At 63.5% G+C, this 24,784-nt stretch carries 21 protein-coding genes and 3 tRNA genes; 16 read left to right on the top strand and 8 right to left on the bottom strand.

Translation table 11 applies throughout. The features are described from left to right. Both MA07_RS15690 and MA07_RS15685 read left to right on the top strand, forming a co-directional pair. The coding region (locus MA07_RS15690; protein WP_036345442.1) for an outer membrane beta-barrel protein at positions 1-541 on the top strand (541 nt) is incomplete at its 5' end. 229 nt (positions 542-770) lie between these two features. Next, positions 771-1,508: an outer membrane protein gene (locus tag MA07_RS15685; protein ID WP_036352740.1), complete on the top strand. Its 738-nt coding sequence runs from the start codon at positions 771-773 to the stop codon at positions 1,506-1,508. A 265-nt stretch (positions 1,509-1,773) separates the two neighbouring features. Here MA07_RS15685 and glnA read toward each other — a convergent pair whose 3' ends face one another. Further along, complete coding sequence (gene glnA, locus MA07_RS15680) at positions 1,774-3,183, bottom strand: type I glutamate--ammonia ligase (protein ID WP_036352737.1); 1,410 nt, start codon at positions 3,181-3,183, stop codon at positions 1,774-1,776. A gap of 69 nt (positions 3,184-3,252) precedes the next feature. Continuing rightward, the gene (locus MA07_RS15675; RefSeq protein ID WP_036352735.1) at positions 3,253-3,591 is read right to left on the bottom strand and encodes a P-II family nitrogen regulator; all 339 of its coding nucleotides are present in this window, start codon (positions 3,589-3,591) and stop codon (positions 3,253-3,255) included. Positions 3,592-3,771: 180 nt separating this feature from the next. Between MA07_RS15675 and MA07_RS15670 the strand changes: the two genes are divergently transcribed. Next, the gene (locus tag MA07_RS15670) at positions 3,772-5,259 is read left to right on the top strand and encodes a bifunctional ADP-dependent NAD(P)H-hydrate dehydratase/NAD(P)H-hydrate epimerase (RefSeq protein ID WP_036352731.1); all 1,488 of its coding nucleotides are present in this window, start codon (positions 3,772-3,774) and stop codon (positions 5,257-5,259) included. Here MA07_RS15670 and MA07_RS15665 read toward each other — a convergent pair. Next, complete coding sequence (locus tag MA07_RS15665) at positions 5,252-6,589, bottom strand: multicopper oxidase family protein (RefSeq protein WP_052003213.1); 1,338 nt, start codon at positions 6,587-6,589, stop codon at positions 5,252-5,254. The two genes, MA07_RS15670 and MA07_RS15665, sit on opposite strands and share 8 nt — an antisense overlap. A 170-nt stretch (positions 6,590-6,759) precedes the next feature. Here MA07_RS15665 and MA07_RS15660 point away from each other — a divergent pair. The 7 genes from MA07_RS15660 (at position 6,760) to MA07_RS15630 (ending at position 13,812) form a co-directional block, all read left to right on the top strand. Further along, positions 6,760-6,844, top strand: a tRNA-Leu gene (locus MA07_RS15660). Positions 6,845-6,958: 114 nt separating this feature from the next. Beyond that, entirely contained in the window at positions 6,959-8,326 is a 1,368-nt protein-coding gene (tig, locus tag MA07_RS15655; RefSeq protein ID WP_036352728.1) for a trigger factor, read from the top strand. Positions 8,327-8,403: 77 nt separating this feature from the next. Then, positions 8,404-9,036, top strand: coding sequence for an ATP-dependent Clp protease proteolytic subunit (locus MA07_RS15650; protein WP_036352726.1), 633 nt, complete (start codon positions 8,404-8,406; stop codon positions 9,034-9,036). Between the two features lie 225 nt (positions 9,037-9,261). Continuing rightward, positions 9,262-10,530 (top strand): ATP-dependent Clp protease ATP-binding subunit ClpX, encoded by a 1,269-nt coding sequence (gene clpX / locus MA07_RS15645; protein ID WP_036352724.1) that lies wholly within the window; start codon positions 9,262-9,264, stop codon positions 10,528-10,530. A 228-nt stretch (positions 10,531-10,758) separates the two neighbouring features. Then, on the top strand, positions 10,759-13,185 hold the full coding sequence (gene lon, locus MA07_RS15640) for an endopeptidase La (RefSeq protein WP_036352721.1): 2,427 nt from the start codon (positions 10,759-10,761) through the stop codon (positions 13,183-13,185). Between the two features lie 191 nt (positions 13,186-13,376). Then, positions 13,377-13,655, top strand: coding sequence for an HU family DNA-binding protein (locus MA07_RS15635; RefSeq protein WP_036352717.1), 279 nt, complete (start codon positions 13,377-13,379; stop codon positions 13,653-13,655). Between the two features lie 81 nt (positions 13,656-13,736). Further along, a tRNA-Val gene (locus MA07_RS15630) sits at positions 13,737-13,812 on the top strand. Between the two features lie 38 nt (positions 13,813-13,850). Here MA07_RS15630 and MA07_RS15625 read toward each other — a convergent pair. Continuing rightward, positions 13,851-14,465 carry a DUF1003 domain-containing protein gene (locus MA07_RS15625; RefSeq protein ID WP_244445263.1) on the bottom strand — a complete coding sequence of 205 codons (615 nt, stop codon included), beginning with the start codon at positions 14,463-14,465 and terminating at the stop codon, positions 13,851-13,853. 201 nt (positions 14,466-14,666) lie between these two features. Continuing rightward, positions 14,667-15,287, bottom strand: a complete 621-nt coding sequence (locus tag MA07_RS15620; protein WP_036352712.1) for a DUF4142 domain-containing protein — start codon at positions 15,285-15,287, stop codon at positions 14,667-14,669. Between the two features lie 277 nt (positions 15,288-15,564). Between MA07_RS15620 and MA07_RS29020 the strand changes: the two genes are divergently transcribed. The 3 genes from MA07_RS29020 (at position 15,565) to MA07_RS15605 (ending at position 16,953) form a co-directional block, all read left to right on the top strand. Then, complete coding sequence (locus tag MA07_RS29020) at positions 15,565-16,074, top strand: hypothetical protein (protein ID WP_081928996.1); 510 nt, start codon at positions 15,565-15,567, stop codon at positions 16,072-16,074. Between the two features lie 383 nt (positions 16,075-16,457). Continuing rightward, positions 16,458-16,715, top strand: a complete 258-nt coding sequence (locus MA07_RS15610) for a hypothetical protein (RefSeq protein WP_036352709.1) — start codon at positions 16,458-16,460, stop codon at positions 16,713-16,715. A 160-nt stretch (positions 16,716-16,875) separates the two neighbouring features. Continuing rightward, a tRNA-Pro gene (locus MA07_RS15605) sits at positions 16,876-16,953 on the top strand. An 85-nt stretch (positions 16,954-17,038) separates the two neighbouring features. On the opposite strand, the gene MA07_RS15600 is transcribed toward MA07_RS15605, so the two are convergent. After that, positions 17,039-17,461 (bottom strand): DUF2141 domain-containing protein, encoded by a 423-nt coding sequence (locus MA07_RS15600; protein ID WP_036352706.1) that lies wholly within the window; start codon positions 17,459-17,461, stop codon positions 17,039-17,041. A gap of 255 nt (positions 17,462-17,716) precedes the next feature. Here MA07_RS15600 and MA07_RS15595 point away from each other — a divergent pair, with 255 nt between their 5' ends. Continuing rightward, positions 17,717-18,637 (top strand): ABC transporter ATP-binding protein, encoded by a 921-nt coding sequence (locus MA07_RS15595; protein ID WP_052003210.1) that lies wholly within the window; start codon positions 17,717-17,719, stop codon positions 18,635-18,637. Beyond that, the gene (locus tag MA07_RS15590; RefSeq protein ID WP_036352702.1) at positions 18,634-19,839 is read left to right on the top strand and encodes an ABC transporter permease; all 1,206 of its coding nucleotides are present in this window, start codon (positions 18,634-18,636) and stop codon (positions 19,837-19,839) included. The genes MA07_RS15595 and MA07_RS15590 overlap by 4 nt, the downstream gene beginning before the upstream one ends. Before the next feature lie 24 nt (positions 19,840-19,863). Here MA07_RS15590 and MA07_RS15585 read toward each other — a convergent pair whose 3' ends face one another. After that, positions 19,864-22,317 (bottom strand): AI-2E family transporter, encoded by a 2,454-nt coding sequence (locus MA07_RS15585; protein WP_081928994.1) that lies wholly within the window; start codon positions 22,315-22,317, stop codon positions 19,864-19,866. A gap of 96 nt (positions 22,318-22,413) precedes the next feature. Then, positions 22,414-23,385 (bottom strand): threonine/serine dehydratase, encoded by a 972-nt coding sequence (locus MA07_RS15580; protein WP_036352699.1) that lies wholly within the window; start codon positions 23,383-23,385, stop codon positions 22,414-22,416. A 157-nt stretch (positions 23,386-23,542) separates the two neighbouring features. On the opposite strand from MA07_RS15580, the gene argE reads away from it, so the two are divergent. Next, complete coding sequence (argE, locus tag MA07_RS15575) at positions 23,543-24,697, top strand: acetylornithine deacetylase (RefSeq protein ID WP_036352785.1); 1,155 nt, start codon at positions 23,543-23,545, stop codon at positions 24,695-24,697. The last annotated feature ends 87 nt before the right edge of the window (positions 24,698-24,784 follow it).

Here is a 24,784-nt window from a genome sequence, read left to right as displayed (position 1 = left end):
GCCGGCTCCGATCATTGCCGCTGCTCCGATCTTCACCTGGACCGGCTTCTACGTCGGTGTGAACGCTGGCTACGGCTGGTCGGACGACGACTTCGACTCCGTTGCCCTGGCTGACGACGACAACGACGGCGGCTTCGTCGGCGGCGCCCAGGTTGGCTACAACTACCAGATCGGCTCGTTCGTGGTCGGTCTCGAAGGCGACATCCAGTACGCCGACTTCGGCCGTGAGGGTGCCTTCGTGGTGGGCGGCACCACCTACGACATCGACAACAGCGACTGGTTCGGCACGGTGCGTGCTCGCGCCGGTGTGGCCTTCGACCGCGCTCTGATCTACGCCACCGGCGGTTTCGCCTTCGCTGACGAGGCCAACGGCTGGACCGTGGGTGGTGGTGTGGAGTACGCCTTCACCAACAACCTGTCGGCCAAGATCGAAGGTCTGTACGTCAACCTCGACAACGACGACGACTTCCCGGGCTTCGACGGCGAGACCGACTTCGGTGTGGTGCGCGCTGGTCTGAACTTCCGCTTCGGCACCTACTAAGATCCGTCTCTTCTACAGAGACAGAAAAGGCCCGGGTCAACACCCGGGCCTTTTTCGTTGGTCGCTCGCCCAGATGACCGCTGCAATGCGAGCTATTGAGGATCCAGAATCGAGGTCGCCTATCCAGTCACACAGGTAACGAAACGTAATTGTGTTTTATATGTCACAGCTTGGGAAATGAATCTGCTGTAAGAACAATGACAGCGGCATTCCTAAGTGGATTCTGACAATGAAGAACGTTCTTCTCTCCTCAGCTGCATTCCTCGGCCTCACGGTCGGCGCCATGGCGGCAGACCTCCCGTCCCGTGTAGCTCCCGTCCCGGTCGCTGCCGTTCCGGTTCTCACATGGACTGGCTTTTATGTCGGTGTGCAGGCTGGATATGCCTGGGGTGACAGCTCGGGCGGGATGACGACCCCGACGGGATTTCTCCCTTTCAACCAGGACGGCGATTTTGACGGCTTCGTCGGAGGCGCGCATGTCGGCTACAATTTCCAGTTCGGCTCGATCGTTGCAGGTGTGGAGGCTGACCTAGAAGGCACCGGTATCGACGGCGGGTTCGGTCGGATCAGCCCGACAACCGGATCTTCCACCTTTGCTGACAGCAACATCACCGTACAAGGCTCCCTGCGGGCTCGCCTTGGTTTCGCTCTTGATCGCGCCCTGATCTATGCGACAGGCGGATTGGCTTTCGCCAATTTCGAAACTGACTACGTTTTTCGCGACACGACGACTGGTGGCACGGACGCAGCCAGCTTCGAAGACGCAGAGTGGGGATGGACCCTCGGTGCTGGTGTGGAATATGCCTTCACCAACAACCTGACAGCCCGTCTTGAGTATCGGTATTCGCAGTTCGACGACCTCGACCATGATTTGACCCGGGTTTTCACCAGCCGCGTTACTCATGACGTCGAAACGGAATTCCACACGATCCGCGCTGGTTTGAGCTATAAGTTCGGGTCATACTGACATCGTGATTTCAGCGACGAAAAAAGGCCCGGGTTAAACCCGGGCCTTTTCTTTGTGCTTTGACCCAAGTGGGCAAGAGCCTGCACGGCGACTGACTGTGCTGGATCATCGTCACGACCCGTCAGGTGTGGGGATCGACGAGCACCCACGTCTGCGGTGCAGCCGAAGCAGCGATCAGTCTGCACAGCCGGAACAAAAAAGCCGGAGCCTAGAAGGCTCCGGCGAAGGAAGGCTGCGGATCCGCAGCCGGGAGGAAACGCGTCCGTTAGACGGAGTAGTACATCTGGAACTCGACCGGATGCGGGGTCATCTCGAAGCGGGCGACCTCGGCCATCTTCAGCTCGATGTAGCTGTCGATGAAGTCGTCGTTGAAGACGCCACCGGCCTTGAGGAACCCGCGGTCCTTGTCGACGCTGGCAAGAGCTTCGCGGAGCGAGCCGCAGACGGTGGGGATCTTCTTCAGCTCGCGCGGAGGCAGATCATAGAGGTCCTTGTCCATGGCCGGGCCCGGATCGATCTTGTTCAGGATGCCGTCGAGACCCGCCATCATGATCGCAGCAAAGGCGAGGTACGGGTTGGCGGTCGGATCAGGGAAGCGGATCTCGACGCGCTTGGCCTTCGGCGAGGTCGTCCACGGAATACGGCAGGAGGCCGAGCGGTTACGGGCCGAGTAGGCCAGCAGCACCGGTGCCTCGTAGCCTGGGACGAGACGCTTGTAGGAGTTCGTCGACGGGTTGGTGAAGGCGTTCAGCGCCTTGGCATGCTTGATGATGCCGCCGATGTACCACAGGCACTCCTGGGACAGGTCGGCATACTTGTTGCCCGCGAACAGCGGCTTGCCGCCCTTCCAGAGAGACTGGTGCACGTGCATGCCCGAGCCGTTGTCGCCGTAGACCGGCTTCGGCATGAAGGTGGCCGTCTTGCCGTAGGACTGGGCGACGTTGTGGATGCAGTACTTGTAGATCTGCATCTCGTCGGCGGTGCGCACCAGGGTGTTGAACTTCGTGCCGAGCTCGTGCTGTGCGGAGGCAACCTCGTGATGGTGCTTCTCGACCGTCACGCCCATGGCCTTCATGGCCGCGAGCATCTCGCCGCGCATGTCCTGAGCCGAATCCAGCGGTGGAACCGGGAAGTAGCCGCCCTTGGTGGGGATGCGGTGGCCGAGGTTGCCGCCCTCGTAGGGCGTGTCGCCGTTGGTCGGCAGCTCGGCGGCGTCGAGCTTGAACCCGGTGTTATAGGGGTCGGCCATGAACTTCACGTCGTCGAAGATGAAGAACTCGGCCTCGGGGCCGACATAGACCGTGTCGGCGATGCCCGTGGACTTCAGGTAGGCTTCGGCCTTCTTCGCGATGCCGCGCGGATCGCGGTTGTAGGGCTCGCCCGTGGCGGGCTCGAGGATGTCGCAGTTGATCGACATGGTGGAGGCCGCGAAGAACGGGTCCATCTGGGCCGTCGTCGGGTCGGGCATGAGGGTCATGTCGGACTCGTTGATCGCCTTCCAGCCGGCAATCGACGAGCCGTCGAACATGATGCCGTCGGCGAACATCTCCTCATCGACCATGTCGACGTCGAAAGTGACGTGCTGCCACTTGCCGCGCGGGTCAGTGAAACGGAAGTCGACATACTTGACGTCGTTTTCCTTGATCGCCTTCAGCACATCCTTGGCGGTCTGCATGGTCGTTAAGTCCTCTTCTGCCCTTGAGAGTCATCCTTGGCCGTCAGGCCTTGGCTTGGAAAAGCGAGTTTAGATCGCGTCGGATCCGGTCTCGCCCGTGCGGATACGAACGGCCTCTTCGACCGTCGAAACGAAAATCTTGCCGTCGCCGATGCGCCCGGTCTGGGCCGCCTTGCGGATGGCCTCGATGGCGGCATCCGCCATGTCGTCGTTGAGAACGATCTCGAGCTTCACCTTCGGCAGGAAGTCCACCACGTATTCTGCGCCGCGGTAGAGTTCGGTGTGGCCCTTCTGGCGGCCGAAGCCCTTGGCTTCGATGACGGTGATGCCTTGCAGGCCGACTTCCTGGAGAGCTTCTTTGACTTCATCGAGCTTGAAGGGCTTGATGATGGCTTCGATCTTCTTCATCCCGTTCAACCGTTCTCGTTCGAGGTTTTGCTGCTTTTAGCACCAGCCGGGAGGAGCCTTCCATGGCCTCGTCGAGTCAAAGTCGTCCAATCTGCTGCCATCCTGAGCATCTTCTGCTCAAACTTTGTGCAGTTGCGAAAATCCTCGCCAAATCCTGAAAAACGGGTCCATTTTGCTCCCATGACCGCTCCCGAACTCGTTCTGACCCCCACGGAGATGAGGCTGGCCGACCTGGCAACCATCGCGGGTGGGATTTCCGGGATCGAGCTCATGCGACGCGCCGGGCGCGCTGTCGCCGAGGCTGCCGAAAAATTAGCCGCCCCAGGCAGCAGGATTGTCGTGGCGGCGGGCCCGGGGCAGAATGGGGGTGACGGCTTCATTGCCGCGGCGCTGCTGACTGAGCGCGGCTACCAGGTGAGCCTCGGCCTTTTGGGTGCTCCCGACAAGCTGACCGGTGACGCGGCCGAGGCCGCCAAGAGCTGGGCTAGAAGAGTCGAGCGGATCGAGGACCTCGCCTTTCACGACGCGGACCTCATCATCGATGCCCTGTTCGGCACCGGCCTTGCTCGCAATCTCGAAGGCTCTGCGCGGCTGGCGGTAGATCGCATGAATGCATCGGGGCGGCCGATTCTCGCCGTGGATCTGCCCTCGGGCATTGACGGCAACACAGGAGAGGTGCGGGGTGTGGCCGTCAAAGCCACCCGGACTGTGACCTTCGCCGCGCGCAAGCCTTGCCATCTGCTGATGCCCGGGCGGGCCTATAGCGGCCCCGTCGAGGTGGCGGATATTGGGATCGGCCGCAAGACGCTGGATGCCAAGGCCGGCACTCTGTTCGCCAACAGCCCCGCCCTTTGGAGCCATGTACTGCCGAGGCCGGGGCTCTCGTCCCACAAATACGAGCGCGGACACACGCTGGTCGCCTCCGGTGGTGCGACCCGGACCGGCGCCGCGCGGCTGGCGGCACGGGCGGCGCTTCGCATCGGCTCAGGTCTCGTGACCGTGGCCTCGCCGCCGGAAGCCCTGGGGGTCAACGCTGCCCATCTCACGGCCATCATGCTGCGGGGCTGCGACGGACCGGAGGGGCTCAACACGATCCTGCAGGATACGCGCTTCAATGCCCTTGTGCTGGGCCCCGCGCTCGGCATCCACGCGGGCACTCGCGCCATGGTGGCCGTGGCGGTCCGTGCCCGGCGCAGCCTTGTGCTGGATGCGGACGCGCTGACCTCCTTCGAGGGGCTCGCCTCAGAGCTACACGGAGCGTTTCGCTATGCGCCAACGGTGCTCACGCCCCATGACGGCGAGTTCAGCCGTTTGTTCAAGGGACATCCGGATCTTCTTGATCCTGCATCGAAAATCGAGCGTGTCCGCCGCGCCGCTGCCTATACGGGCGCGGTTGTTCTGCTCAAGGGAGCCGACACCGTGATTGCCGCGCCGGACGGCCGCGCGGCGATCAACGAGAACGGTACGCCTTATCTCGCGACGGCAGGGTCGGGCGATACGCTCTGCGGCCTCATCGCCGGTCTGATGGCTCAAGGTGTGCCCGCCTTCGAGGCCGCCTGCGCCGGGGTCTGGATTCATGCGGAGGCCGGGGCAAGCTTCGGGCCGGGGCTGATCGCCGAGGATCTGGCGGAACTGGTGCCGGGGATCCTGCGGGAACTGCTCAGGTAACCTCGATCCAGGTCCAGAGTCCCGCATCGAACCGCTCCAGCACGGTCGACGCGAGGAGCCACTTGCCGGGATTGTCCGCCACGAAGGCGATGCGGACGGTCTTGTTCTCCGGCACCTGCACAGTATCCAGCCAATAGGGCTCCCAGCCGTCATCAAGGGCATGGAGGAGCCTGACGCTGTGGCCGTGCAGGTGCAGCGGCTGCATGAAGCCGGTCTGGTTGGTCAGCGTGAGCACGATGGGGCTGCCCCGCTTCACCTTGACGAGTGGGGCGCCATTCGGTTGTCCCGCGGCTCCGTTGATCGTCCAGGGGGTGTTCGGCGCCTTCGGATCTCCCTTGATCACCACGTCCTTGCGGGTGGCGTTCTGCAGCTTGATCACCTCCGGCAGCTTCGTGTTCGCCGGAAGCGGGGCGATGGCCGGCAGGGCCGGGCGCTTGTCGCCCGCTGTGACGATCTCGAGGAGGGGCAGACCGTCGCCGATCAGGGCCATCACGGCGCCGGTGGCTCCAGGCTCGGAGGCAAGGTCCACGAGCAGGTCATAGCGGCTGCCGGGCGCGAAGGGCAGGGACGCGCGCAGCGGCTCGAAGGTGCTGGTCGGCTGGCCGTCGATGGCGATCACGTAGGCCTTCAACCCGTCGAAGCGCAGGCGCATGGCGCGGGCATTGCAGGCATTGGCGAGCCGCAGCCGCAGGCGTCCGCCAGTAGGGGCCTCGATCCGCTGCGGCGTCGGCTTTCCGTTGAGGCTGAGCCAGCTTCCGAGGCGGCCGGCCGGGGCGGTTTCCGGTGATTTCTGGAAGGGCGTGAGCGAGCCGTTGTCGTTCAGGCTCCAGTCGTCGACGAGCAGGGCGAGATCCCGGTCGACCTGGGGAGGGTTGGCTTCCTCTAGGATCAGCAGGCCCGAGAGGCCGCGCTCCTGAGGCTCGGCGCTGCCGCCGAGCACGCAGGGCCGGATCAGGAAGGTGCCGGCATCCGGCGGCGTGAAGCGATAGTCGTAAGACTGCCCCGGCGCCACCGGCTCCTGGGTCAGGCTGCCGACACCGTCCATGGCGTTCGGGCCGCGCACCCCGTGAAAGTGCAGGGACAGGGGCAGGGCGGTCTCGTTCCGCAGCTTCAGCCGCAGCTCCGTGCCCTGCCTGCTCCGCACGACCAGAGCCAGGGAGCCGTTGAAGGTCCATACCTCTGTCTCACCCGCATCGGGGCGCAGCTTGAGCGGGCCGGGCTTGGCCGTGAACTCATCGACGGGAGAGGCGGCTTCCTGCGCCCACCCGGTTCGCGGCAGGCCGATCAGGGAGGTGGCGAGGCCGGCGGTGACGCCGCGGCGGGTGATCATGCGGGGATCTCGAAGAGGGCTCGGGATATCGGTACGGGTACAGATTTGAACGTGAACGGCCAAGTTTGGTTGCCATTTGCCGCACACGAACTTTTTTGATGCACGCTTCCTCAACCATGCTATAGAGCCGCGTCCCGGAAGAGGGGCGCGTTCGCGCGCGCTGCTCCCGCGCGGGCGTGGCGGAATTGGTAGACGCACTGGATTTAGGTTCCAGCGACGCAAGTTGTGGGGGTTCGAGTCCCTCCGCCCGCACCAATCCCGTCAGGGTTGGATCCGGAGGCTCCGAGCGGCTCAGGTGACGGCATGACGCCGCATCGGCCGGAGCTTGGATTTGAGATTCATATTCGAGTGATGAAGGCGAATAGTACCATGCAGGTGACGGAAACACTGTCCCAAGGCTTGAAGCGAGAGTTCAAGGTCGTGCTCCCGGCCACCGAGTTGGAAGAGCGCCTGAACAGCGAATTGTCGACCCTGAAGGACCGGGTCCGGCTCAATGGTTTCCGCCCCGGCAAGGTGCCGGTGGGTCACCTGCGCAAGGTCTATGGCCGTTCCGTCATGGCCGACGTCCTGCAGAACGCCGTCAACGAGGCGAACCGCAAGATCGTCGAGGACAACAGCCTGAAGCTCGCCAACGAGCCCCAGGTCCAGTTCCCGGAGAGTCAGGAAGAGGTCGAGAAGGCCATGGACGCCAAGGGCGATCTGGCCTTCACCGTCGCCCTCGAGGTCCTGCCGGAATTCGAGCTTGCGGACCTGTCGGACGTCGCCGTCACGAAGCCGGTGGCCGAGGTGACCGACGCCGAGATCACCGAATCGCTAGAGCGCATGGCCAAGCAGAACCGCTCCTTCGAGACGAAGGACGGCGAGGCCGTTTCCGGCGACCGCGTGGTCGTGGACTTCGTGGGCCGAATCGACGGCACCGAGTTCGAAGGCGGCAACGGCCAGGACATCCGGGTCGAGCTCGGCTCCAACACCTTCATCCCGGGCTTCGAGGACCAGCTCGTCGGTCTCAAGGCCGGAGACACCAAGCTCGTGAAGGTCACCTTCCCGACGAACTACATGGCCGCTCACCTGGCCGGCAAGGATGCCGAGTTCGACGTGACCGTGAAGGAAGTCGAGGCTCCCGGCGAGCTGAAGATCGACGACGAGATGGCCAAGGGCTTCGGCATGGAGTCCCTGGACAAGCTCAAGGAAGCGATCAGCGACGCCATCAAGCGCGACTTTGATACCCAGTCCCGCCGCAAGGTCAAGAAGGAACTCCTGGACGCCCTCGACGCCAAGTACAGCTTCGAGCTGCCGCCGACCCTGGTCGAGCAGGAGTTCGCAGCCGTATGGTCGCAGGTCATGGGCGACATGAAGTCGAACAACCGCACCTTCGAGGATGAGGACACCACCGAGGACGAGGCCAAGGCCGAGTACCGCAAGATCGCCGAGCGTCGCGTTCGCCTCGGGTTGGTCCTTGCACAGATCGGTGAGAAGTCCGATATCAAGATCTCCGACGACGAGGTGACTCAGGCCCTCATCGAGCGGGTCCGTCAGTACCCCGGCCAGGAGCGCCAGGTTTGGGAGTTCTACCAAAAGAACCCGCAGGCCCTAGCTGAAATCCGGGCTCCTCTGTTTGAAGAGAAAGTCGTCGACCAGATCCTGTCCCAGGTGAAGGTGAACGAAGAGACCGTCTCCAAGGACGCGCTCTTCAGCGACGAGGACGAGGACGGAGAGAAATCCGGCAAGGGCGAGTAACGCTCCCTTAAGCGTCTCGTTGCTTGCATGAATTGGACGGCCGCGAATCTGCGCGGCCGAACTGGAGCAGTGAGACAATGAGAGATCCGGTAGCGCTCTTTAACAATACGCTCGTCCCGATGGTGGTTGAGCAGTCGAACCGCGGCGAGCGGGCATTCGACATCTATTCGCGCCTCCTGCGCGAACGGATTATCTTCCTCACGGGCCCTGTCGAAGACTACTCGGCCTCGCTGATCGTGGCGCAGCTTCTGTTCCTCGAGGCCGAGAACCCGAAGAAGGAAATCTCCTTCTACATCAACTCGCCCGGCGGCGTGGTGACCTCGGGCCTGTCGATCTACGATACCATGCAGTTCATCCGCTGCCCGGTCTCGACCCTCTGCGTCGGCCAGGCCGCCTCCATGGGCTCCCTCCTGCTGACCGCCGGCGAGAAGGGCATGCGCTTCGCCCTCCCGAACGCCCGCATCATGGTCCACCAGCCCTCCGGCGGCTACCAGGGCCAGGTGACGGACATCATGATCCACGCCCGCGAGAGCGAAGCCCTCAAGCGCCGGCTGAACGAGATCTACGTCCAGCATACCAGCCAGCCCTACGAGGCCATCGAGCGGGCCCTGGAGCGCGACAACTTCATGACCGCCGAGGCTGCCCGGGAGTTCGGTCTGATCGACCAGGTGATCGCCAAGCGGCCCGAGCCGGCAGCCACTCCGGCCTAACCCTTAAAACCTGGGGACAAATTCCTCCAGGGTGCGTCTTTTTGGCGGGCAATTCCGTTTCTATTGATCCCGTGCTCTGCGCGTGATTGCATATGGATTCGGAACCCATGGCGATTTGATCGTTCAATTCTTAGCGACGGAACCTTTCGTTAGCTCCGTCGCTCATAAACTTAGAAGAAGTATCGGGCCGGAAGGGCCGTCCCGGTGCGGATTGGAGATGTGATAATGACCAAGGCTGGCGGCAACGACTCCAAGAGCACGCTGTACTGCTCCTTTTGCGGCAAGAGCCAGCACGAGGTACGCAAGCTGATCGCTGGTCCGACGGTTTTCATCTGCGATGAATGCGTCGAGCTCTGCATGGACATCATCCGCGAAGAGTCGAAATCGTCTCTCGTGAAGTCCCGCGACGGGGTTCCGACCCCGAAGGAAATCAGCCGCGTTCTGGACGATTACGTGATCGGCCAGGAGCACGCCAAGAAGGTGCTCTCGGTAGCGGTCCACAACCATTACAAGCGCCTGGCCCATGCGACGAAGCACAACGACGTCGAATTGGCCAAGTCGAACATCCTGCTGATCGGTCCCACCGGCTCGGGCAAGACCCTGCTGGCCCAGACCCTCGCCCGGATCCTGGACGTGCCGTTCACCATGGCGGACGCAACGACCCTGACCGAGGCGGGCTACGTCGGCGAGGACGTGGAGAACATCATCCTCAAGCTGCTCCAGGCCTCCGACTACAATGTCGAGCGGGCGCAGCGCGGCATCGTGTATATCGACGAGATCGACAAGATCTCCCGCAAGTCGGACAACCCCTCGATCACCCGCGACGTCTCGGGCGAGGGCGTGCAGCAGGCGCTCCTGAAGATCATGGAAGGCACCGTCGCCTCCGTGCCTCCCCAGGGCGGCCGCAAGCACCCGCAGCAGGAGTTCCTGCAGGTCGATACCACGAACATCCTGTTCATCTGCGGCGGCGCCTTCGCGGGCCTGGAGCGGATCATCGCCAGCCGCGGCAAGGGTACGTCCATCGGCTTCGCGGCTTCCGTGAGCTCCCCGGATGACCGCCGGACGGGTGAGATCTTCCGCGAGGTGGAGCCCGAGGATCTGCTGAAGTTCGGCCTGATCCCCGAGTTCGTCGGCCGCCTGCCGGTCCTGGCGACCCTGGAGGACCTCGACATCGACGCCCTGAAGACCATTCTGCAGGAGCCGAAGAACGCCCTGGTGAAGCAGTACCAGCGCCTCTTCGAGATGGAGAACGTGCAGCTGACGTTCCAGGACGAGGCCCTGACCCTCATCGCCAAGAAGGCGATCGAGCGGAAGACGGGCGCCCGCGGTCTGCGGTCCATCATGGAAGGCATCCTGCTGGAGACCATGTACGATCTGCCGGGCCTCGACTCCGTCGAGCAGGTGGTGATCGGGCCCGAGGTGGTGGAGGGCAAGGCCAAGCCTCTCTTCATCCACGGCGAGCGCAACGATCAGGCCGCCAGCGCCAGCGCCTAAGGTCGGCTCAGGGGCTCCCATGAACCCATCCGTTGCGGGCGATCTTCTTGAAAGGATACGTCCGCAACGCCACATTATGTCTTGCGCCGGAGCTATCTGCTCATCGCCCGAGGGAGGGCCCGGCGTACCGGATGCAGCCCATAACAAGAGCCTGAGCATTCCGGTTATCCGTCTGAGGTCCAGCTCATGTGAGGGGATTCCCGGACGCAGTCAAAAGGAAGTCGTCTCATGACACAATCGAAGCCACGTCAGCCTGTTGTTCCAGGCTCGACCGGAACCTATGCGGTTCTGCCTCTGCGCGACATTGTTGTCTTTCCGCACATGATCGTGCCGCTCTTCGTCGGCCGCGAAAAGTCGATCCGCGCGCTTGAGGAAGTGGTCAAGGGGGATCGTCATATCCTTCTGGCAACCCAGATCGACGCGACGGATGACGATCCGGCAACGGATGCGATCTACAAGGTCGGTACGCTGGCGAACGTTCTGCAGCTTCTGAAGCTGCCCGACGGCACCGTGAAGGTGCTGGTCGAGGGCGCGAGCCGGGCCCAGGTCAAGACCTATACCCGCACGGACGAATATTACGAGGCCGAGGCCGAGGCTCTGCCCGACTCGCTCGGCGATCAGGTGGAGGCCGAGGCGCTTGCCCGCTCCGTGGTGTCCGAGTTCGAGAACTACGTGAAGCTCAACAAGAAGGTGTCGCCCGAGGTCGTGACCGCGGTGACCCAGATCGACGAGCCGGCCAAGCTCGCCGACACCATCGCTTCGCACTTGGCCATCAAGATCGCCGACAAGCAGGCGATTCTCGAAACCCCGACCGTTGCCCAGCGCCTGGAGAAGGTGCTCGGCATGATGGAGAGCGAGATTTCGGTTCTCCAGGTCGAGAAGCGGATCCGCACCCGCGTGAAGCGTCAGATGGAGAAGACGCAGCGCGAGTACTACCTCAACGAGCAGATGAAGGCGATCCAGAAGGAGCTCGGCGACGACGAAGGTCGCGACGAGCTGGCCGAGCTCGAGGAGAAGATCGAGAAGACCAAGTTCACGAAGGAAGCCCGCGAGAAGGCGATGGGCGAGCTCAAGAAGCTCCGCCAGATGTCGCCCATGTCGGCGGAAGCCACCGTCGTGCGCAACTATCTCGACTGGCTGCTCGGGATCCCGTGGAACCGCCGCTCGAAGATGAAGAAGGACCTGAAGGCCGCCCAGGATCTGCTCGATGCGGATCACTACGGCCTCGAGAAGGTCAAGGAGCGCATCGTCGAGTACCTGGCCGTGCAGCAGCGCGCCAACAAGCTCACGGGCCCGATCCTCTGCCTCGTCGGTCCTCCCGGCGTGGGCAAGACCTCGCTCGGCAAGTCGATCGCCAAGGCCACGGGCCGCGAGTTCGTGCGCATGTCGCTCGGCGGCGTCCGTGACGAGTCGGAGATCCGCGGCCACCGCCGGACCTATATCGGCTCGATGCCTGGCAAGATCGTCCAGTCGATGCGCAAGGCCAAGACGTCCAACCCGCTCATCCTGCTCGACGAGATCGACAAGATGGGCATGGACTTCCGCGGCGACCCGTCGGCGGCCCTGCTCGAGGTTCTCGACCCTGAGCAGAACTCGACCTTCAACGACCATTACCTGGAGGTCGACTACGACCTGTCCAACGTGATGTTCGTGACGACGGCCAACACGCTCAACATTCCCGGCCCGCTTCTCGACCGTATGGAAGTGATCCGCATCGCGGGTTACACCGAGGAAGAGAAGGCCGAGATTGCCCGCACCCACCTGATCCCGTCGTCCATGAAGAAGCATGGCTTGGCGGAGAAGGAGTGGAAGATCGGCGACGAGGCACTCCTCATGCTGATCCGCCGCTACACCCGCGAGGCGGGCGTGCGTAACCTCGAGCGCGAGCTGGCCAATCTCATCCGCAAGGCCGTGAAGGAGATCCTGATCTCCAAGGTCAAGTCGGTGGAGGTCACGACCGCTAACCTGCCGGAGTTCCTGGGACCCCCGCGCTATCGCTACGGCGAGGCCGAGACCGAGGACATGGTCGGTGCGGTCACGGGTCTGGCCTGGACCGAGGTGGGCGGCGAGCTGCTAACCATCGAAGGCATCATGATGCCGGGCAAGGGCAAGATGACCGTCACGGGCAACCTGCGTGACGTCATGAAGGAATCGATCTCGGCTGCGGCGTCCTATGTCCGCTCCCGGGCCGTCGATTTCGGCGTCGAGCCGCCCATGTTCGACCGTCGCGACATCCACGTGCACGTGCCGGAAGGCGCAACGCCCAAGGATGGCCCGTCCGCCGGTATCGCCATGGCGACCGCCATCGTGTCCGTCATCACGAGCATCCCGGTTCGCCGCGATATCGCCATGACGGGTGAGGTCACGCTGCGGGGCAGGGTGCTGCCGATCGGCGGCCTGAAGGAGAAGCTCCTGGCGGCCCTGCGCGGCGGCATCAAGAAGGTGCTGATCCCCGAGGAAAACGCCAAGGACTTGGCCGACATCCCGGCGAGCGTGAAGAACGGCCTGGAGATCGTGCCGGTCTCGATGATGGATCAGGTTCTCCAGCATGCCCTGGTGCGCATGCCCGAGCCGATCGAGTGGGACGAGGCTTCTGTTCCTAAGGGGCCGAAGCCTGCCGTCGAGGACGACTCGACCGGGGTCGTGGCTCACTAGCCTCAACCTGACGTAACGGCAGAAGCCTCCGGACGCGAGTCCGGAGGCTTCTTTTTGGGAAAATGTGCCGAAAAACGGCTGTTTTCAGCCACTTCGGGGTTGCTTACGGATAAGCTTTGCGCCAAACGGGTGGTCCCTGAAACGGTGGACCATTTCCTTTTGCGGCTGCCGTGATCACTGGAGGATAAGACATGAATAAAGGCGAGCTCGTTGCGGCCGTCGCCGACAAGGTGGGCCTTTCGCGTGGCCAGGCTGGTGATGCGATCGACGCCGCCATCGAGGCGATCACCGGCGCTCTGAAGCAGGGCGACGAGGTCAAGATCGTCGGTTTCGGCACGTTCGTGGTGACCAACCGCGCAGCCGGCGAGGCGCGCAACCCGCGCACCGGCGAGAAGGTCAAGGTTCCCGCTTCCAAGACCCCCAAGTTCCGCGCCGGCGCCGGCCTGAAGGACGCCGTCAACGCGAAGTAATCGCTTTTTGACAGCGATTGACTGCCATGAGGGCCAACGGCGCTTGCGTTGTTGGCCTTCTGTTTTTATGTCAGGCCTGTCGGGCGGTTAGCTCAGCTGGTAGAGCATCGGTTTTACACACCGCAGGTCGGGGGTTCGATCCCCTCACCGCCCACCATTTCTCCCCACCTCGCCTGATCCCCTTGAGGCGCCTCGTCAGGGCGGGCCGTTGCTCTCGTCCTCCGTCAGGCGATCGAGCACTTTTTCCGGCGCAACATGCCGTTCGAGTTCCGCAAGGCTGGGATCGTTCGCTTCCCGGATCCCCAGATGCTCCGCGATGGCGCGCGTGAGCGTCAAAAGCCGCGTTATCTCATGTTCGGAGAGAAGGTTGGTCTGGAGATCGAGCTCCGCCCTTCGATCCGCTTCCGCGGATGCCCGGTTTTGGCTGATCAAGACGAAGGTGGAGAGAAAGATCGCCTCCACAGACGCACAGGTGGCGAGGATCACGAACGTCGGATCGAAGATCGGCACACCGGGAACGATCCCAAGATTGGCGGCAACCCACCCGCCCACGAGGACCAAGTGGACATAGACGAAAGCCATGCTGCCGGTGAAGCGGGTGATGACCTGAGCGATCCGGTCCTGGAGGCTGGCCTTCCGCTCATCCTCCTCGCGTTTGCGCCGCAGAGCCTCGATGTTCCGCTCAAGTACGGAGGTAAAGCCGGTTGGCTGGGCCGGAGGCGTGCTCGGGCTGCCCCTCGGGACTGCTTCTCGTTGTTTCAGGCTGCCCTGCATGCCGGCACCGTTCCATCCTCGCCACGGCGGCAGCATGAGAACGGCTGGTACTCTGAAGAAGTTCACTGGAGCGTATGAGGCTGCGGTCGGCTTCAACGATGGGTTGGAACGCCGCACCCGCTCCATGAAACATTCGGGTTCCATCCGGGTTTGGGAAAGATCCCTCCAAGGATTACTCCTGAGACTCGCCCGCTCCAGCCATCGACCGGAGCGGGCTTTTTTCTGCCGTCTGGCGCTTTAGCGCATAGTCTTCTGCAGGTCCTCGAGCATGGCGATGTGCTCGCTGATATGGCCGCGGGCCATCTTGGCCACGTTCATGTGCTCGCGGTTCTGCGGGTTGGACTGAAGGTAGCGCTCCTGAACCTGCAGGAGGTCGCGGTGACCCTGCAGCTGCGCTTCCAGGTACATCTTGTCGAATTCGGCGCCGGCCTGCTGGTTCTGCATCTTCTGCATCATGTCACGGGCGCTGGCATCCATCTGCATGGCCGGCATGGTCGACTGACCGGACTGGCTGCTTGCCGATCCCGTCGCGGCGGTCGCTCCAGGGTCCATCATGGAGCGCAGAACCTCCGACAGGGTGGTCTGCTCCTGCACCTCGAAATTCGCGAAACGCTTCAGGTCCTCGTTGCGGACCTTGTTCATCGCGATCCGGCTCGACTCCAGGGCCACCATGCCGAGCTGCATGGTCTGCTGCATGTGCTGCATGTCCGCCTGGCTCATCTGGCCGCCGGTCTGGCTCATGGGCATGCGGCCCGACGACTGGGACGGCATGGTGGAAGAGGAGCCGCTCGTTTGAGCGAGGGCGGGGGCAATGACAAGCGCGGCGGCCAAGCCGCCGAGGAGCGCACGACGATCCATAAGTCTCTCCTGCTGAAAATCACGGCTCGGCCGCGACACGCCGAAGATGGCGCTCGACTCTGGGCCGCCGTTACGGGGCGAACGCCATGGCCGCAGGAAGGTTTCAGCTCGGCGGTTGCCTGCACCGAAGCCCGCGTTCACAGTCCCGTGCGGTACCGCACAGCTTCCTCAGCGGGCAAATGTAATTACGTATAGCGATCTCACAGAACCAAGCTGAAGCTTGGCACGACACCAGACATGCGGGGCCGTACAGAAGCTTGGTAACGGAGGGCCTGAAATGGCTGTCATCTATGCTCAGGGTAATAAAGTTGCGTTAGGTACAGACGGACGCGACACGATCTATGGAGATGCGTTTTCCAACGATCTTTGGGGCAACGGCGGAAACGATCGGATCTACGGTGGTGCTGGCGATGACTTCATTTCCGGAAGCAGAGGGCAGGATCGACTCACGGGCGGCAGTGGCTACGACACCTTTTTCTTTGGAAACTCTGCCCTGTCGAGAGCATCAACTGACGTGATTACGGATTATAATGGAAAATACGATACGATAAGCCTCTCGAAATACGCATTCTCAGGGCTCCGCAAGGCAGACACTTGGATGAAGGCCAGCGCCTTCTGGCAGGGCACCAAGGCTCACGACAGCAATGATCGCATCATCTACAACCCAAAGAATGGCGTCGTTTACTATGATGCGGACGGAACAGGCTCAAAAGACGCCATCGCTATCGTGAAGATCGGCGCAGGCCGGAAAATGTCCTCAACCGACTTCTGGGTCGAGTCGATCTGATTGCCTCCTGTATCTGAAGAGACAGCAGGGTGGAGGGGAAGCATCTGCTCCCTGCTGTCATCGATTGAAGAATTCAGCGGTCGCGAATTCAACGACGACCAAAGATCGATTTGAGAAGCCTCCGATAGCCGCCCGCCGAGTTCAGAAGTGACCTCGAGTGTTGATACAGACTTCTTTGGTACGCGCTAAATATGTTGTATCATGGCTTAAGTTGCGTTGCCCCGCGATCGGCAGGCGCTTCTTTCGTTCTCTTGAGCTCAGGCACTATGACTAGGACTGTTCTCTCCATCCTTCTTCTCTCTGTCGCTGTTTCCGGGTGTCAGCAAACGGCCAAGCCGATCCATGAATCAGGGACGGCCGCGGCTGCAACGCATAATGAACTGATGGCGGAGGCTCGCGCTTTCGGCACGGTTCAAGGCGCCGCAGGCGCTGCGGCAGCCTTCGACTCCACCGGCGTTGCGTCATTGCCCCTCATGGTCGGCGGACGGGCAGCCCACCGGGCTTGGATGACCAGTGCACGGGCGCGCATGCAAGCCGCGGAAGAGGTGGATCGTCAGGCCTTCTACAAAAAATACGGCATGAACCCCAATGGCACGCCGTCCGGACGCCCGGGGCAGGGATCGGCCGTGCCTGCTGAATAGCTGGTTCAATCACGCCACAGGGCTCGTGTGCAGAAGCGCCTGCGCGGGTCAAAAGAAGCTTAGGCAGGAATGCGGTTTTGGTGCCTTTCTGTTCGGCGCACCAATTTCAGGGTTGCGTGACTGCTCCTAAAAAGTTAGAGCATCCGAGCCTTTCGGCAGTCGGAGCGTAGCGCAGCCCGGTTAGCGCACTAGTCTGGGGGACTAGGGGTCGGAGGTTCAAATCCTCTCGCTCCGACCATTTTATTCTACGGAATAGGGTTCGAATCCCGTTCTTCCCCACCCCACCACTACAATTTCCAGAAGCACGGTTCCTTCGAGCCGGTTCACCGCGCCAGAGGCGAGCGGGCGATGCGGACCTTGGTGAGCGTGGGACCCGCGACCCTGATGCGGGCAGCCTCGAAAGAGGGTGGGGCCGTGCGGCCCGTGCCGTTGCTGAAGCCATAGGGTTCGAGGGGCAGCCCTCTCGGGTCCCGGTCGAGGTTGGTGTTGCCGTTCGTGTCCTGGAAGACTGCGATGGCGTAGGATCCCTCTGGAACATCGGGGAACACGACCTGGAACTCCGCAGCTGGAGGCTGCACGTTCTGGCTGTACCGGCAGGAGCCGAAGTCCAGGGAGCCGGAGCAGATGCCGATCAGGACCGGACCCTGCCCAGGACCGGCGCCCTCCACCTGAACGGTCAGGGGAGCTGCCTCCGCTACGCCCGCAAGCATGACAACAGCGATCATTCCGATAGTCGGTCGAAGCATGGATGGTGCCCCTCGTTGAACACCGGGCCGCGAGCGGCCGGCCAGAACAAACCTGGCGCGTGGCTTCAAGAATGCGAGAGCTCCCGGCCCATCCGGCGATCACATCAATGCGTGCTCTTCCCGAAACCGGAATCGAAGCTAGGTTCCTGACGGGAGAAGCCTGCCCGCATCCATGGTCTTTCCTAGGAGACAACCATCCCTTCGCGTCAGCACCTGTCGAGAACCCAAGAGCCAGCGCCCGCGCATCAGGGGCTGGTGATTGCGGTTCTGACCGAGGTTCATGTCCGCCTGGGAGCACGCGAGGTTCTGCGGGGATTGAACCTGGCCCTGAAACAAGGCGAGATCTTCGCTCTGCTGGGGCGCAACGGTACCGGCAAGACGACCCTTATGCGCCTCCTGACGGGACAGCTCCGGCCGGCATCCGGCGATGTGCAGGTGTTCGGAGGCGACCCCGGTCGGGAGGCCGCACCCCGCCGCCTGATGAGCCTGGTTCCGCAGGATATCGCCCTCTATCCACGCCTGACGGTCCGGGAGAACCTGGAGATCATGGCCGGAATGGCGGGGCTGGCGAAGCGGGAGATTTCCTCTCGCGTCGCCGAGGCCATGGCCCTGGTGCAGGTGGAGGGCCGGCAGCGCGATCTGATCGACCATCTTTCCGGTGGATACAAGCGCCGGGCCAACATCGCCGCTGCCCTGCTGACGCGGCCCCGGCTCCTGTTGCTGGACGAGCCCACTGTCGGTGTCGACGTGGATGCCCGTCTGTCGCTGCACCGGACCCTGAGGCGCCTGCGGGATCAGGGCATGTCCATTCTGCTCACGACCCACGACCTCGACGAGGCAAGAGCCTTGGCCGACCGGATCGGCATCCTTGCATCCGGCCGGATGGCCGAGGAGGGTCCTGTCGGAGACATTCTCCGCCGCATGTTCGGAGACAGGCGCGAGGTGGTCGTGACCTTGAGCCAGGAGCCGGGCGACACGGTGAGGAGCACTCTCGAACGATTGGGATTCGCCCCGACAGCCAACCCGCTCGAATGGACCTCGTGGTCGGCAGGCGTGGAGGGCTTCGCCTCCCTGCCGGCTGCGCTCCGGCGGCAGGGGATCGACCTGCACGAGATCAGCCTGCGCGAGCCGGGGCTTGAGCATGTGCTGGCTCATGTGGAAGGCACACGCTCATGATCTTCCCGGCAGCCCGCGTCATGCTCCTGACCCTGCTCAGGGATCGGGGCGCTCTGGCTATGGCGTTCGTGCTGCCGCCGCTCATCTTCGTGATCTTCGCGGCCATCTTCTCATCCGCCGGCGGCGACCAGCTGCGGCTTCATGTGGGCATCGCCGATCTGGCACGAACCCCGACGACCGCGCAGCTGGTCCAGGTGCTCCGTTCGGAGCCGACCCTGCGCGTCACGTACAGCGAGGATGCATCAGACGGGACCGTGCGCGGCCTGGTCAAGGATGGCGCCGTCGATCTGGGGCTCATCCTCAGGAGCGATCTCAACCAGCGCGGTGCCGGCGCTCCGGTCCTCCTCGTCACCCACGAGGCGCGGGCCATTGCCGGGGCCATCATGGCAGGCCACCTGCAGCGGCTGCTGGCGATGCACATGCCGGACGTCGCCTTCGCCCAGGTGCTGGCTGACCTGGAAGCCATCGGGGGAATCACATCCGAGCAGAGGATCTGGATAGACGAGACATTCAAGGAGAAGGCAGACGAAACACGCAGCGACCCGCGCATGCGCGATGCGGGACTGGTCGCCAGCGAGTCGGCGCTGCCGAAGAATCCCGGTTGGGCCGTGTCCTACTATGCCGGAGCCGTGGCGGTGATGTTCCTGCTTCTGGCGGCCGTGCAGGGCGCTGTGGGACTCATCGAGGAGCGGCGCCTGGGCGTCTATGATCGCCTGCTGGCAGGACCCGGAGCCATCGCGAGGATCATCCTGGGAAAGTTCCTGTTCCTCGTTGCTCAGGGAAGCGTGCAGGCGGCCCTGGTCTTTGCCGCGGCCTATCTTCTTTATGGCGTGGATTTCATCGCCTCCTTCGGCCCGTGGCTGACGACGACCCTCGCTGTCGCGGCAGCCACATCCGGCCTTGCCTTGAGCCTGTGCGTGATCTGCTCCTCCCGTCAGCAGGCGCAGGTTCTGTCCACCTTCGTGGTGCTGATCCTGTCCGCTGCCGGCGGCAGCATGGTCCCGCGCTTCTTTCTGCCGCCCTGGCTGCAGGAGGCCGGATGGTGGACGCCGAACGCCTGGTCGATCCAGGCCTATTCGTCGGCCCTGACACCGGGTTCATCCTTCACGTCATTGTGGACGGCATGGGCAATCCTGATTGCCATGGCGGCAGGGGCATTGCTGTTCAGTCTGGCGATCTCGCTTCGTCGCCGCTCCATCTGATAGCCCGACGTTCAGACCCTCCGTTCATGAGGATGCATCCTGCGTCTGTCTCTGTGCTGAGAGATGGGCCGGCTCCCTCTTGTCGTCTTGCTTCTCGGAATCTCGTTCGAGCTCGGCCATCAGGTCGTCGGCCATCTGCTGCAGCCGGACACGGTCCGCATCGGAGAACTCACGCGGCTCCATGTCGATGACGCACAGGGAGCCAAGGGCCAGTCCGGCGGACGTGCGCAGGGGCGCTCCGGCGTAGAAGCGAATGCCCTTTTCGAGCACGAGCGGGTTGTTCGCGAACCGGGGGTCCTCGGTCACATCCTCGGACACAATCACCTCGTCGGAGGCTACCACGTGGCCGCAGACGGATTCCTCCCGCGGCACCTGCCGGCTTGCATTGAGTTCTGGTGGGAGGCCCTGAGCTCCCGGCATGAGCTGCTGCTCGTCCGTGACCATCGACACGAGAGCGATCGGAGCCCCGAACGCCTCGGCAACGCGCTTTGCGACCTCATCGAAGGAATGACGGCGCGCTCCTGCAAGACCCAGGTGCTGCATGGCGGCGAGCCGCTCGTGCTCGTTGTCGATGACGGCAGGCGCTTGGCCCCCATTCCTATCGGAGCCGCTCGCCTTATGCGCAAGCCACGCGGTGATCTGGTTCATGCAGATGTCGAGGGAGAGGGTGGCCGCGTCCGCAGACATCTGCCGGGCCATATCCTCCGTATGGGTGCCCTGCGGTGGAGCGTTCCAGCAGCAGACCATGAGCTTCAGGTGAGGCGCACGCCGACGCAGGCGACGGCAGATGTAGCGGGCGAAGACCTGCGGCTGTGGGTGCAGATAGGACAGGCAGACGACCTCGACTCCGGTGAGATCGAGCTGCGCCAGAGCACCTTCGCTGATGGAAATCGGGGGCAGAACGCGCGCGCCCGTTCCGTTTTCCTCCAGCACCTGCGCGAGCATTTCGGCGGCGGCCCGATCGAGCTCCGTCCGTCCTGCAATGCAGAGAACGGGCTTGTTCGCTGTGGCGGCCAGGGCGCTCTCCTCGCCGGACGTGTTCCCATCCTCGGATGCGGGTGCTTTGTCCTGAATATGGTCGGCAACCTCCTTCACCACGCAGATGGCGGTGTTCGCCACAAGGCGCCGGTAGTTCGTGTCGGTGGTGCTGCGCTGGCGGTCGTTCTCTGCCAGACGAAGGGCGGGGATGCCCACATGGTCGTAGAACTCGCGCGAGGAGTGCTCATCCACGTAATCCTCGGCGATCTCGGTGGCCTCTTCCAGATTTCCGGCCAGCAGGCGTTGGTACAGGCGCTCCTCCGGAGCGAGGACCGGGTCGCTGCCGAGAAGGACGCCGAGAAATTCGAGTTGAGGCACATAGCGGCCGATCACCACGAGGCAGACGGTGAGGGGCGTCGCCAGGAAGAGCCCGACCGGTCCCCACAGGGTGGTCCAGAAGATCGCCGCCATGATGATGGCGAGCGACGACAGGCCCGTGCTGGAGCCGTAGAGCCAAGGCTCGATGACGTTGTTGCTGATGAGTTCGGCGGCGAGAAACAACCCCACGACCCAGAGCAGCATGGACCAGCCAGGATCGACCGCGATGGCGAGAGCGATGGGAAAGGTGGCTGCCAGGAAGGGGCCCAGATAGGGGATGAAGCGCAGCACCGCCGCCAGCAGGCCCCATAGCACCGCATTGGGAACGCCGATGAAGTAGAGCGCTATCCCGATGGGAACCCCGTAGGTCAGGTTCACGATGAGCTGCATCAGCAGGTAGCGGCTGACCCGCGCGGCCGCGTCGTTAAGGGCTTGCGTGCTCTTCTGCAGGTCGCCCGCGCCGGCGAGCTTGATGAAGCGGTCGCGCAGATCCTCCTGTTCCAGCAGAATGAAGATCACGAAGATGATCACCAGACCGGCGGTGGCCAGAGGCGCAAGGAGTGGACCGGCAATCGTCTGGATGATCTCGAGCGGCTGGGATTCGGGACGCTCGAGCCGAACCGTGATCGGCTCCTGCGGGGCAGGGGGAGCGCCAAGAGCCGTGCCGGCTCGCTCTGCTGCCTGATCGGTCACCTTCTCCGCCCCGGAAATCTCCTTGCTCAGGTCCTGAATGGTGGCCGTGACCTTGTCTACAACGCCGCCTCCAGGCGCGGAGGTTTGCAGGGCGCGGATCTTCTCCGTGATCGTCGTCTGATAGCTCGGGAGGTTGTTGGCGAGCTGCACGAGCTGGCGGCCGACCACGTAGGTGATACCGCCGATCAGGATGAAGGCCAGCGTCACGGCGACCAGCGCGGCGGCGACTCTCGGGAGCCTTAGTCGCCGGAGCCAGTTGACCAGGGGAGTCAGCGCAAAGCTGAGGAGAATGCCGACGGCGAACGGAATGAAGATGTCACGGCCGAAATAGAGCCCCCCGATCGCCAGAACGATCCCGCCCGCCGTAAAGAGCGACGAGCCTGCAGGCGGTGGAGCCGGCTGAGGGGCAGGGAGAGCCGGATCAACCATGCGCGGGTACTTTCCAGTTGAGCTGTCGTGCAGACAACTCGGCAGCACCTCGTTGGATCCGATTCCCTCAGGCCGGCTGGGACAAGGCTGGCGGGATCAGGCGCCCTTCGCCGCCTGACGCCACGCGTCGAGGTCGTCCACGGACAGGTTCGAGCCGCACAGCACGAGGCCGATCACGCTGTCGTCGGGGAGCGACGGCACGATGGTTTCAGCCGCCGTCAGCACGCAGGCGGCGGCCGGCTCACAGAGGAGCTTTTCCCTCTGCAGAAGCCAACTCACGTCGGCAATCACAGGTTCGTCCTCCACGAGGATGATCTCTTTCAGGAAGAGTTTGGCGCCTGCGACCGTCCTGTGGGTCGCGAACGGGGCGCCAAGGGTCCTGGCGACGGAGGTCGGGCGAATCGTCACCGGCTCTCCGGCCTTCAGCGCCTCGGTCATGGTCGGTGCCCCGACTGTCTCGACGCCGTAGATCGTCAGCGAGGGCCGCGTCGCCTTCAGGGCTGCCGCGACGCCCGACATGAAGCCGCCGCCGCCGATGGATACGAAGACGTGGGTGAGATCGGGGATATCCTCCAGGAACTCGAGTCCGAGGGTGCCGTGGCCCGCAATGATCGCCGGGTCGTCATAGGGGTGCACGAAGAGCCGCCCCTGGCGCTGGTACTCCTCCGCCTTGGCGAAGGCCTCGGAGGCATCGTCGCAGAGTTCGATGCGGGCGCCGTATTTCGTCGCCAGATCGACGTTGAAGCGTGGTGTCACCTTCGGCATCAGCACGAGAGCGTCGAGGCCCAGCGTCCCTGCGACGCGCGCGACCGCGATGGCATGGTTGCCGCCCGACACCGTCACCAGCCCGCGACGGCGCTCCTCGTCGCTCAAGGTCAGCACCTTGTTGAAGACGCCGCGCACCTTGAACGAGCCTGCAAGCTGCAGCGCCTCCATCTTCAGGGCCGTGCGCCTGCCGAGCCGCGCCGACACCTCGGGGCTGTCGAAGGCCGGCGTGCGCCGGACCCGTCCGGCAATGCGGCTGCGGGCGGCTTCGATATCGGCAAGCGTGACGTCAAAGGTGGTCATCGTGTCTCCGTCGAGGCGGAATGGAGGAGGGGCGGATCATGGTGTCGCGTGGCCTGCCGCGTCAACAGGCAGCCGCCGGTTGACGGGCGATAATTCCGGCTTGACCGGCTGCATGGTGGGATCGGATGCTCGCACCTTTCCTTGGGAGAAGCACGACATGTCCTTATCGTCCCGCGAGATGCTCGCGCGTCTGGTTGCCTTTCCGAGCGTTTCGACGAGCAGCAATCTCGACATCATCGGATTTTGCCGGGACTGGCTCAACAGCCATGGGGTGGAGAGCACCCTCGTGATGAGTCCGGAAGGCGACAAGGCCAATCTCTACGCCACTATCGGCCCGAAGGTGGAGGGCGGGATCGTGTTCTCCGGCCATACGGACGTGGTGCCCGTGGAGGGGCAGAACTGGACCACCGATCCCTGGATGCTGACCGAGAAGAACGGCCGCCTTTATGGACGCGGCTCGGCCGACATGAAGGGCTTCGATGCCCTCGTTCTGGCTCTGGTACCCGAGATGGCGAAGATGCCCCTGAAGCGGCCGGTCCATATCGCGCTCTCTTATGACGAGGAGATCGCCTGCCGGGGTGCGCCATCAATGGTGGATGCCATGGCAAAGGCGCTTCCGACCCCGGCCGCCGTGATCGTGGGCGAGCCCACACGGCATGCGGTGGTGACCGGCCACAAGGCCTCCGTGCAGTTGCGCACCCATGTGACCGGCTATGCGGTCCATTCGAGCCGGATCGACCAGGGGGTGAGCGCGGTGATGAACGCGGCCCGGCTCATCGCCTGGCACGACGACGTAATGGAGGAGAACCGGCGCCGCGCCGATCCGGCAAACCCGTTCGAGCCGCCCTACACGACGCTGCACTGCGGCATGGTGGCCGGCGGCAACGCCGCCAACGTGGTGTCGTCCTCCGCATGGTTCTTCAGCGACATCCGGGCGATACCCACCGAGAGCCCGCGCGACTACATGGATCGCTACGAAGCCTATATTCGCGACGTCGTCGAGCCGCGGATGAAGGCGATCCGCCCGGAGACTGGCGTCACCGTCGAGCTGATCGCCGAGGTGCCGGGGCTCAGGCCCGAGACGGACGGTGAGGCGGAGCGTCTCATGCGCCGCCTCACGGGCGACAACGGCACCCATGTGGTCTCCTACGGCACCGAGGCTGGCATCTTCCAGCGGGCGGGTTGGCCGACGGTGGTCTGCGGGCCGGGCGACATCGCCCAGGCCCACCAGCCGGACGAATATATCGAGATCAGCGAACTGGAGTCCGGCGAGCGCTTGCTGCGGCGCATCATTGGGGAGCTCTGTGCCTAATTGGTAATCAAGGTGGCCCAAGTCAGGGCTAGACCGCCGGCCACTTTCCTGCCTAACTTCATGCCCGGTGGAAGGAAGGCAGAAGCC

Source organism: Microvirga sp. BSC39 (genome assembly GCF_000739015.1).
GTDB lineage: Bacteria > Pseudomonadota > Alphaproteobacteria > Rhizobiales > Beijerinckiaceae > Microvirga.
The sequence above is the reverse complement of the archived record's forward strand: the minus strand, read 5'-3'. Positions and strand labels throughout refer to the sequence as shown.

Excerpts from the sequence above, each read along its gene's own strand:
- lon (WP_036352721.1), top strand. The coding sequence starts at position 10,759 with ATGACACAATCGAAGCCACGTCAGCCTGTTGTTCCAGGCTCGACCGGA.
- MA07_RS15650 (WP_036352726.1), top strand. The coding sequence starts at position 8,404 with ATGAGAGATCCGGTAGCGCTCTTTAACAATACGCTCGTCCCGATGGTG.
- MA07_RS15600 (WP_036352706.1), bottom strand. The coding sequence starts at position 17,461 with ATGCTTCGACCGACTATCGGAATGATCGCTGTTGTCATGCTTGCGGGC.
- MA07_RS15635 (WP_036352717.1), top strand. The coding sequence starts at position 13,377 with ATGAATAAAGGCGAGCTCGTTGCGGCCGTCGCCGACAAGGTGGGCCTT.
- MA07_RS15590 (WP_036352702.1), top strand. The coding sequence starts at position 18,634 with ATGATCTTCCCGGCAGCCCGCGTCATGCTCCTGACCCTGCTCAGGGAT.
- tig (WP_036352728.1), top strand. The coding sequence starts at position 6,959 with ATGCAGGTGACGGAAACACTGTCCCAAGGCTTGAAGCGAGAGTTCAAG.
- MA07_RS15620 (WP_036352712.1), bottom strand. The coding sequence starts at position 15,287 with ATGGATCGTCGTGCGCTCCTCGGCGGCTTGGCCGCCGCGCTTGTCATT.
- MA07_RS15610 (WP_036352709.1), top strand. The coding sequence starts at position 16,458 with ATGGCGGAGGCTCGCGCTTTCGGCACGGTTCAAGGCGCCGCAGGCGCT.
- MA07_RS15670 (WP_036352731.1), top strand. The coding sequence starts at position 3,772 with ATGACCGCTCCCGAACTCGTTCTGACCCCCACGGAGATGAGGCTGGCC.
- MA07_RS15685 (WP_036352740.1), top strand. The coding sequence starts at position 771 with ATGAAGAACGTTCTTCTCTCCTCAGCTGCATTCCTCGGCCTCACGGTC.
- MA07_RS15665 (WP_052003213.1), bottom strand. The coding sequence starts at position 6,589 with ATGATCACCCGCCGCGGCGTCACCGCCGGCCTCGCCACCTCCCTGATC.
- MA07_RS29020 (WP_081928996.1), top strand. The coding sequence starts at position 15,565 with ATGGCTGTCATCTATGCTCAGGGTAATAAAGTTGCGTTAGGTACAGAC.
- argE (WP_036352785.1), top strand. The coding sequence starts at position 23,543 with ATGTCCTTATCGTCCCGCGAGATGCTCGCGCGTCTGGTTGCCTTTCCG.
- MA07_RS15675 (WP_036352735.1), bottom strand. The coding sequence starts at position 3,591 with ATGAAGAAGATCGAAGCCATCATCAAGCCCTTCAAGCTCGATGAAGTC.
- clpX (WP_036352724.1), top strand. The coding sequence starts at position 9,262 with ATGACCAAGGCTGGCGGCAACGACTCCAAGAGCACGCTGTACTGCTCC.
- MA07_RS15580 (WP_036352699.1), bottom strand. The coding sequence starts at position 23,385 with ATGACCACCTTTGACGTCACGCTTGCCGATATCGAAGCCGCCCGCAGC.
- MA07_RS15625 (WP_244445263.1), bottom strand. The coding sequence starts at position 14,465 with ATGCTGCCGCCGTGGCGAGGATGGAACGGTGCCGGCATGCAGGGCAGC.
- glnA (WP_036352737.1), bottom strand. The coding sequence starts at position 3,183 with ATGCAGACCGCCAAGGATGTGCTGAAGGCGATCAAGGAAAACGACGTC.
- MA07_RS15585 (WP_081928994.1), bottom strand. The coding sequence starts at position 22,317 with ATGGTTGATCCGGCTCTCCCTGCCCCTCAGCCGGCTCCACCGCCTGCA.